The organism is Streptomyces murinus (assembly GCF_002154555.1).
In the GTDB taxonomy this organism is placed as follows: domain Bacteria; phylum Actinomycetota; class Actinomycetes; order Streptomycetales; family Streptomycetaceae; genus Streptomyces; species Streptomyces murinus.
In genome coordinates this window covers 23112-29403 of the sequence record NZ_MUNF01000071.1, presented here as the reverse complement: position 1 = coordinate 29403, position 6292 = coordinate 23112, and the positions used below count along the sequence as shown (strand labels likewise).

Genomic DNA, 6292 nt, shown 5'->3' with positions numbered 1-6292 from the left:
CGTCAGGCCCGTCGACAGGCGTCCCGGCCCAGCGTGGATATGGATTTGGGTGAACGGCGGCGGACCGTGTAATGTCTTCATCGCTCGCCCCAATAGCTCAGTCGGCAGAGCGTCTCCATGGTAAGGAGAAGGTCAACGGTTCGATTCCGTTTTGGGGCTCTGGTGTGAGAGGTTCCCGTCGCAAGACGGGTTCCGATCTCATCAAAGCGGTGTAGCTCAGTCGGTAGAGCAAGCGGCTCATAATCGCTGTGTCACCGGTTCAAGTCCGGTCACCGCTACTGACAGTAGCCGATTGTGGGGTCGGTCCTTCAATCGGCTACTCTTTCTTGCGTTGAATAAGCCCATCCGTTCGTCTTAGGAGCACTCACGTGGCTGCCACCGACGTCCGCCCGAAGATCACGCTGGCCTGCGTGGAGTGCAAGGAGCGGAACTACATCACCAAGAAGAACCGGCGTAACAACCCGGATCGACTGGAGATGAAGAAGCACTGCCCGCGTTGCAATGCGCACACCGCGCATCGCGAAACGCGATAAATAGGCTCGTCCGCGAGGCCGTCCCCTTTCGAGGGGGGCGGCCTCGCGGCGTTTTCACGGTCGGGCCTCCGGCCGGTTCCGGGCCCCGGCTAGTTTGGGACCCTCACATCCAGACATCAGGAGGTGCCGGGCCATGGCGCTCGACCAGTCCTTCGTGGGACGGACCTACCCGCCCACCGCGCCCTACGAGGTGGGCCGGGAGAAGATCCGCGAGTTCGCCGAGGCCGTGGGGGAGACCAACCCGGTGTTCACGGACCCCGAGGCCGCCAAGGCGTTCGGGCACTCCGATGTGATCGCCCCCCCGACCTTCGTGTTCTCGATCACGTTCCGCGCCGCCGGCCAGGTGATCGAGGACCCGCAGCTCGGCCTGGACTACAGCCGGGTCGTGCACGGCGACCAGAAGTTCGCCTACCGCCGCCCGGTCCGCGCAGGCGACCGGCTCACGGTCACCTCCACCATCGAGGCGATCAAGTCCCTCGCGGGCAACGACATCGTGGACATCCGCGGTGAGGTGCACGACGAGGCGGGCGAGCACGTCGTGACCGCCTGGACCAAGCTCGTGGCCCGCGCGGCCGAGGAGGGTTGAGCAGCTGATGACGGCGAAGATCGGCTACGACGATGTCGAGGTCGGCACCGAACTCCCGGCGGGGACCTTCCCCGTGACGCGCGCCACTCTCGTGCGCTACGCGGGTGCCTCCGGTGACTTCAACCCCATCCACTGGAACGAGAAGTTCGCCAAGGAGGTGGGCCTGCCTGACGTCATCGCGCACGGCATGTTCACCATGGCCGAGGCGATCCGTGTGGTCACCGACTGGCTCGGCGACCCGGGCGCGGTCGTGGAGTACGGCGTCCGCTTCACCAAGCCGGTCGTCGTGCCCAACGACGACCAGGGCGCCCTGATCGAGGTCAGCGCCAAGGTCGCGGCCAAGCTGGACGACAACACGGTCCGCGTGGACCTCACCGCGACCAGCGCCGGCCAGAAGGTGCTGGGGATGTCGCGAGCGGTCGTACGGCTCGCCTGACGACCGTACGGCCGGCCTGACGACGACCGTACGCGCGTAAGGGGCGTCCGCCACGGCGAGGCGCCCCTTACGCGCACCCGAAGCCTCTTGGCGCCGGAGCCACTTGCGCAAAGTAGTAATTGAGTACTAACTTACCGCCCATGGTCAGGATGAGCGCAGAGGAGCGGCGCGAGAGCGTCGTCCGCGCGGCGATGGAGGAGTTCGGCAGGGGTGGCTATTACGGCACCTCCACCGAGGCCATCGCCAAGCGGGTCGGCGTGTCGCAGCCGTACCTCTTCCGGCTCTTCCCGGGCAAGCGGGCGATCTTCCTCGCGGCGGCCGAACGCTGCGTGGAGGAAACCATCGGCATGTTCGTCGAGGCGACCGAGGGCCTGGAGGGGGAAGAGGCCCTGCGCGCCATGGCCGAGGCCTACACCACGGCGATCGTCGAGCGGCCCTCGCGGCTGATGATGCAGATGCAGATGTACCTGGCCGTCGCCGCCGCCGAGGAAGAGGGCGACCGGGAGTTCGGCGAGACCGTCCGGGCCGGCTGGATGCGGCTGTGGGACGCGGTCGATCTGCCGCTCGGCACCTGCGTGGAGAACACGACCGAGTTCATGGCCTACGGAATGCTCATCAACTGCCTGGTGGCCATGGGCTTCCCGCGCGGACACCGCGTGTGGGAGGGCCTGGACACGCTCCCGTTCGAACGGGAGACGGGCGAGCCGGACGCGTAGCCGCGGCCCGCGGGCACGGCGGGGCGCACCTGTGGACGAACGTGCGCCCGCAAAAGTTAGTCATCGATTACTAACCAAACCCGAAACGACTGGGAACTCATTCCCCGGGGGAGCGATGTCACAGCAGACCGATCAGCAGACCGATCAGGACCACGAGGCCCGGCAGACCCGCCGGAGCGCCGTCTGGGCCCTCCTCGTCACCAGCGTCGCCGGATTCATGGCGGCCCTGGACAACCTCGTCGTCACCACCGCCCTGCCCGCCATCCGCAAGGACCTCGGCGGGGCGCTGGACGACCTGGAGTGGACCGTGAGCGCGTACACGCTCACCTTCGCCTGCCTGCTGATGTTCGGCGCCGCGCTCGGCGACCGGTTCGGCCGCAGGCGGCTGTTCATCGCCGGGCTCACGGTCTTCACCGGCGCCTCCGCCGCCGCGGCGATGGCCCCCGGCATCGACTCCCTGATCGCCGCCCGCGCGGTGCAGGGCGTGGGCGCGGCCGTGATGATGCCGCTGACGCTGACCCTGCTGACGGCGGCCGTGCCCGCCGCCAAACGGGGGACCGTGTACGGCATCTGGGGCGCCGTCAACGGCCTGGCCGTGGCTTCCGGGCCGCTCATCGGCGGCAGCCTCACCGAACATGTGTCCTGGCACTGGATCTTCTGGCTGAACGTTCCGCTCGGCCTGCTCACGCTGCCCTTCGCCCGGCTGCGCCTCGCCGAGTCCCGCGGCTCCGGCGCCCGTCTGGACGTCCCCGGCACCCTGCTGGCCAGCGGCGGCCTCTTCGGGATCGTCTACGGCCTGGTCCGCGGCCCCTCCGACGGCTGGACGGACCCGGTGGTCCTGACCGCGCTGTCGGCCGGCGGCGCGCTCCTGCTCGCCTTCGTGGTCTACGGCTCCCGCGCCGCCAACCCCATGCTGCCGATGCGGCTGTTCCGCTCCCGCGCCTTCTCCGGGATCAACGCGGCGAGCATGCTGATGTTCGTCGGGATGTTCGGCTCGATCTTCCTGCTCAGCCAGTACATGCAGGGCGTCCTCGGCTACTCGCCCACCGAGGCGGGGCTGCGGATGCTGCCGTGGACCGGTATGCCGATGCTCGTCGCGCCCATAGCGGGAGTCCTCTCCGACCGGGTGGGCGGCCGCCCGGTCGTCGCGGCCGGCCTGTTCTTCCAGGCCGCCGGCCTCGGCTACATGGCCTACGTGGTCACCGCCCACGCCTCCTACGAGGTCCAGCTGCCCGCCCTGATACTCAGCGGCATCGGCATGGCCCTCTACTTCGCCCCGGCCGCCAACCTCGTGATGTCCAGCGTCCGCCCGCACGAGCAGGGCATCGCCTCCGGCGCGAACAACGCCCTGCGCGAGGTCGGCGGCGCGCTCGGTATCGCGGTCATGTCCTCGATCTTCTCCGCGTACGGCGGCTACACCTCCGCCCAGTCCTTCGTGGACGGTCTGCGCCCCGCCCTGGTCACCGGCGCCGCCGTGGTCGCCCTCGCGGCCCTGGCGAGCCTGGCCATCCCGGGCCGCGGCCGCACCAGCGGCCCGAAGTCCCTGCCCGAGACCACCTCCGCACCGGCCCTGGAGCCCACGTCCGGCTGATCAGCCGAGCGAGCACTCCGCCCACACCGTCTTGCACGGAAACCGGTCCTCCCGCACACCCCAGCGGTCCGCCAGAGCGTCCACGAGGAGCAGGCCACGGCCCGACTCCGCGTCCTCGGCGGGCCGTTGGCGCGTGGGGAGCCGTTCACCGCGGGTGTCCGTGACCTCGATCCGCAGCGTCTCGCCGACGAGGCTCAGCGTCAGCCGGAAGTCCCGCCCCGGCACCCGGCCGTGCGTCACGGCGTTGGCCGCCAGCTCGGCCACGAGATGACTCGCGGTCTCCGTGGGCAGCCCCCAGCGCCGCAGCTGCGCCTCCGTGAGCAACCGGGCGAGCCGGGCCCCTCGGCGGGTGGACGACAGCAGCAGGCTGAAATCCGGTGACGGCGTGGGGGATTGGGCCGTGGCCTCGACGATTTCCTGGTTCATGCCTCTCAGCGTGGCCGGAAATGCCTACCGTGAGGAGTGATCGAGCGGTTGCGTGCGGTGACTGTCGGCTGGTTGTCCGGTGCTGTCCAGGCTGTCGGGATCGTTGCTCCGGGTAGTGCGACGCGGTACGCGCGCGGGACGACGGAGGGGTGCGGGATGTCGGTGGACGGCGAGACGGTACGGCCCGACGGCGAGGCGGACGAGCCGGGCTGGGAGGTGGATCCGGACGACGAGTGGGGTGTCGCCGTGATCACGATGGTGGGCCGGCAGCTGAAACTGCTGCGCGAGGCGGCGGGGTTGCGCGCCGCGGAGTTCGGGGCGCTGGTGGGGTACGGCGAGGACCTGGTCTACAAGGTCGAGGCGGGGAAGCGGATTCCACGGCGGGAGTATCTGGTCGACGCGGACCGGGTGCTGAACGCGAACGGGGTCATCGAGGCGACGTGGGAGGACGTCAAGAGGATCCGGTATCCGAAAAAGATTCGGGATCTGGGGAAGTTGGAGGCCAAGGCGGTCGAGATCGGGGTGTACGAGTGCCAGAGCATCAACGGCTTGCTACAGATTCCTGAGCACGCGCGGGCTCTGATTCAAGCTCGGCAACCCCCGTACTCGCCGGACGACCTGGAGCGCATGGTGGGGGCTCGTCTGGCCCGGCAGTCGGTCTTCGAGCGGGATCCGTCTCCGTCGCTTCACTTCGTGCTGGAAGAGGCCCCACTGCATCGGCAGGTTGGGGGCACAATGGTGTGGCGACGGCAGCTCGAACGTCTGCTGGAGGTGGGGCAGTTGCACAACGTCGCGCTTCAGGTCATGCCGACGAACACTGAGCCTCATCCAGGGCTGGACGGCAGGATCGAACTGCTGAAGTTCCCGGATGGTACGGCGGTGGGTCGGTCCGACGGGGCCTTCAACGGCCGACCAATCTCCGAACCCAAACATCTGCGCATCCTTGAGCTGCGGTATGGCACTATCCGGGCTCAGGCGCTCACTCCAAGGGCGTCGCTGGCCTTCATCGAGCAACTGCTGGGAGAAACATGATCCGCAAGACCACTGCCGGGGACGCCTCCGAGCTGGCGTGGTTCAAGAGCAGCTACAGCAGCGGCACTGACGGCGAGTCCTGCGTCGAGCTTGCTGTCACCCCCGGCACGATTCACGTCCGCGACTCCAAGAACGTGGAAGGCCCCCGGCTGGCGCTGACTCCCGCCGCGTGGGCGAACTTCGTGCCGTACGCCTCGGAGGACTGACAAACATGCTGGCGTGGTTCAAGAGCAGTTACAGCGGCGGCACTGACGGCGAGTCCTGCGTCGAACTCGCCGTCACCCCCGGCACGGTCCACATCCGTGACTCCAAGAACACCGACGGCCCCCGCCTCACGCTCACGCCGGAGGCCTGGGCGGAGTTCGTGCCGTACGCCTCGTACAGCTGACCTCCCCGTCACACGCCGCCTGCCCCGGTCACCACCAGGGGCGGGCGGCAGTTACCACGATGGTGTGAGGCGGTCCCGTTTCACAGCGTGCCGTTCCGGTCGCACTCCTACCCTGACGGGCTCCGCCGCCGACAGAGGGAATGCACCACATGCGTCCGGAACGCTTCCAGGACTGGCTGATCGACACCGTGAAGAACACCCCCGGCGTGAGCCGCGTCCAGTCCTGCGCGGAGGCCGGCGAGGCCAAGGTCCCCTTCGGCGTGGTCCTCACCCGCGGGGACCGCGAGGAACGGTGGCAGATCACGCACCAGTTGGCCGACGGGGAGAAGCACGAGCACGAGGAGCAGCCGGTCTCGGACACCCCGTTCTCGGCGCCGGCCCCGGAGCCCGATGACGCGGCGGACGTCTGGCTCGCCGGAGCGATCGGCGCCGCGGAATGCCCCGAGATCGCCCGCGTCGAACGCTGGGCCACCCGCCCCGAGGGCTCCTCGCAGACCGGGCTCACCGTGTTCCACCACAACAACAGCCGGAACTTCGTCCGCCCCCTGTAGGCGTCCGGTCGTCGGTATTCGGCGGAGGGCGCG

Annotated in this window: 10 protein-coding genes and 2 tRNA genes; 11 read left to right on the top strand and 1 reads right to left on the bottom strand. The window is 68.8% G+C overall.

Annotated elements, in window-relative coordinates; translation table 11 throughout:
- The first annotated feature begins 86 nt into the window (after positions 1-86).
- The 7 genes from CCN72_RS05655 to CCN72_RS05625 all read left to right on the top strand — a co-directional run bounded on the left by CCN72_RS05655 (position 87) and on the right by CCN72_RS05625 (position 3862).
- A tRNA-Thr gene (locus tag CCN72_RS05655) sits at positions 87-159 on the top strand.
- A 46-nt stretch (positions 160-205) separates the two neighbouring features.
- Positions 206-278, top strand: a tRNA-Met gene (locus CCN72_RS05650).
- A 90-nt stretch (positions 279-368) separates the two neighbouring features.
- Positions 369-533, top strand: a complete 165-nt coding sequence (gene rpmG, locus CCN72_RS05645) for a 50S ribosomal protein L33 (RefSeq protein WP_003948671.1) — start codon at positions 369-371, stop codon at positions 531-533.
- Between the two features lie 133 nt (positions 534-666).
- The gene (locus CCN72_RS05640; RefSeq protein WP_086806573.1) at positions 667-1119 is read left to right on the top strand and encodes a MaoC family dehydratase N-terminal domain-containing protein; all 453 of its coding nucleotides are present in this window, start codon (positions 667-669) and stop codon (positions 1117-1119) included.
- A 7-nt stretch (positions 1120-1126) separates the two neighbouring features.
- Positions 1127-1555 carry a MaoC family dehydratase gene (locus CCN72_RS05635; RefSeq protein WP_086806572.1) on the top strand — a complete coding sequence of 143 codons (429 nt, stop codon included), beginning with the start codon at positions 1127-1129 and terminating at the stop codon, positions 1553-1555.
- 140 nt (positions 1556-1695) lie between these two features.
- Positions 1696-2271: a TetR/AcrR family transcriptional regulator gene (locus tag CCN72_RS05630; RefSeq protein ID WP_202452627.1), complete on the top strand. Its 576-nt coding sequence runs from the start codon at positions 1696-1698 to the stop codon at positions 2269-2271.
- Between the two features lie 115 nt (positions 2272-2386).
- Entirely contained in the window at positions 2387-3862 is a 1476-nt protein-coding gene (locus CCN72_RS05625) for a DHA2 family efflux MFS transporter permease subunit (RefSeq protein ID WP_086806570.1), read from the top strand.
- On the opposite strand, the gene CCN72_RS05620 is transcribed toward CCN72_RS05625, so the two are convergent.
- The gene (locus CCN72_RS05620; RefSeq protein WP_086806569.1) at positions 3863-4288 is read right to left on the bottom strand and encodes an ATP-binding protein; all 426 of its coding nucleotides are present in this window, start codon (positions 4286-4288) and stop codon (positions 3863-3865) included. It abuts the gene before it with no gap.
- A gap of 156 nt (positions 4289-4444) precedes the next feature.
- Here CCN72_RS05620 and CCN72_RS05615 point away from each other — a divergent pair, with 156 nt between their 5' ends.
- From CCN72_RS05615 to CCN72_RS05600, 4 genes are all read left to right on the top strand, one after another.
- On the top strand, positions 4445-5320 hold the full coding sequence (locus CCN72_RS05615; RefSeq protein ID WP_086806575.1) for a helix-turn-helix domain-containing protein: 876 nt from the start codon (positions 4445-4447) through the stop codon (positions 5318-5320).
- On the top strand, positions 5317-5526 hold the full coding sequence (locus tag CCN72_RS05610) for a DUF397 domain-containing protein (RefSeq protein WP_086806568.1): 210 nt from the start codon (positions 5317-5319) through the stop codon (positions 5524-5526). The genes CCN72_RS05615 and CCN72_RS05610 overlap by 4 nt, the downstream gene beginning before the upstream one ends.
- A gap of 5 nt (positions 5527-5531) precedes the next feature.
- Positions 5532-5708, top strand: coding sequence for a DUF397 domain-containing protein (locus CCN72_RS05605; RefSeq protein ID WP_086806567.1), 177 nt, complete (start codon positions 5532-5534; stop codon positions 5706-5708).
- 149 nt (positions 5709-5857) lie between these two features.
- Positions 5858-6259, top strand: coding sequence for a hypothetical protein (locus CCN72_RS05600; protein ID WP_086806566.1), 402 nt, complete (start codon positions 5858-5860; stop codon positions 6257-6259).
- Positions 6260-6292 lie beyond the last annotated feature (33 nt).

Excerpts from the sequence above, each read along its gene's own strand:
- CCN72_RS05640 (WP_086806573.1), top strand. The coding sequence starts at position 667 with ATGGCGCTCGACCAGTCCTTCGTGGGACGGACCTACCCGCCCACCGCG.
- CCN72_RS05635 (WP_086806572.1), top strand. The coding sequence starts at position 1,127 with ATGACGGCGAAGATCGGCTACGACGATGTCGAGGTCGGCACCGAACTC.
- CCN72_RS05630 (WP_202452627.1), top strand. The coding sequence starts at position 1,696 with ATGGTCAGGATGAGCGCAGAGGAGCGGCGCGAGAGCGTCGTCCGCGCG.
- CCN72_RS05625 (WP_086806570.1), top strand. The coding sequence starts at position 2,387 with ATGTCACAGCAGACCGATCAGCAGACCGATCAGGACCACGAGGCCCGG.
- CCN72_RS05620 (WP_086806569.1), bottom strand. The coding sequence starts at position 4,288 with ATGAACCAGGAAATCGTCGAGGCCACGGCCCAATCCCCCACGCCGTCA.
- CCN72_RS05615 (WP_086806575.1), top strand. The coding sequence starts at position 4,445 with ATGTCGGTGGACGGCGAGACGGTACGGCCCGACGGCGAGGCGGACGAG.
- CCN72_RS05610 (WP_086806568.1), top strand. The coding sequence starts at position 5,317 with ATGATCCGCAAGACCACTGCCGGGGACGCCTCCGAGCTGGCGTGGTTC.
- CCN72_RS05605 (WP_086806567.1), top strand. The coding sequence starts at position 5,532 with ATGCTGGCGTGGTTCAAGAGCAGTTACAGCGGCGGCACTGACGGCGAG.
- CCN72_RS05600 (WP_086806566.1), top strand. The coding sequence starts at position 5,858 with ATGCGTCCGGAACGCTTCCAGGACTGGCTGATCGACACCGTGAAGAAC.